This window comes from Tsukamurella conjunctivitidis (assembly GCF_007858475.1).
Classification (GTDB): Bacteria; Actinomycetota; Actinomycetes; order Mycobacteriales; family Mycobacteriaceae; genus Tsukamurella; species Tsukamurella conjunctivitidis.
The window spans coordinates 1-651 of sequence record NZ_VIGX01000126.1 but is presented as its reverse complement, the minus strand read 5'-3'; the positions used below and the strand labels follow the sequence as shown (position 1 = coordinate 651).

The following is a 651-nucleotide window of genomic DNA, read 5'->3' as shown; positions in this document are numbered from 1 at the left end:
CTGACCCGCCTTGGACGAGTCGGCCAGGATGATGCGCCGGCTGGCTGCCTCCATCATGGCCGACTTGGTGGCCGCTTCGTCAGGGTCCGGCGTGGTGATCCCGGCGGGCCCCATGCCGTTGCATCCGATGAAGGCGACGTCGGGGTGGATGCGGGCCAGTGCGTGGACCGTGTCCACCCCGACGGCGGCACGGGTGAGTCCACGCACCCGTCCGGGCAGCATGTCGACGGCGGGGACGTTCATCGCCAGGGCCGACTCGGCCACCGGCAGAGAGTTCGTCACGACGCGCAGGTTGCGGCCCTGCAGGTGGGGGATGAGCTCAATGGTGGTGGAGCCTGCATCCAGGAGGATCGTCGGGTCACTCCCCGCGGGTAGGTAGGCGGCTGCAGCCCGGGCGATGCGGCGTTTGGCTGCAGTGTTGGTGGACAGCCTGGTGGGCAGGTCGGGTTCGTCCCCGCTGCGGCTGGGGATCGCCCCCCCGTGGACCCGTGTGAGCAGACCCGCCAAGGAGAGTGCGTCGAGGTCCCGCCTGATGGTCTCGGTGGCCACCTCGAAGCGTCGCGCGAGGGCGGACACCGACACCCGTCCGTCCTGTTCGATCGCCTGCAGGATCTGTTGCTGACGTTCCTCTGCGTACATCGCCGTCCACTC

1 protein-coding gene is annotated in these 651 nt (G+C 69.4%); it reads right to left on the bottom strand.

All coding sequences use genetic code 11. From position 1 onward, the window contains the following. Positions 1 to 639: DeoR/GlpR family DNA-binding transcription regulator (locus FK530_RS24680; protein WP_146489451.1), on the bottom strand; the 639-nt coding region annotated here is incomplete at its 3' end. Positions 640 to 651: the final 12 nt, after the last annotated feature.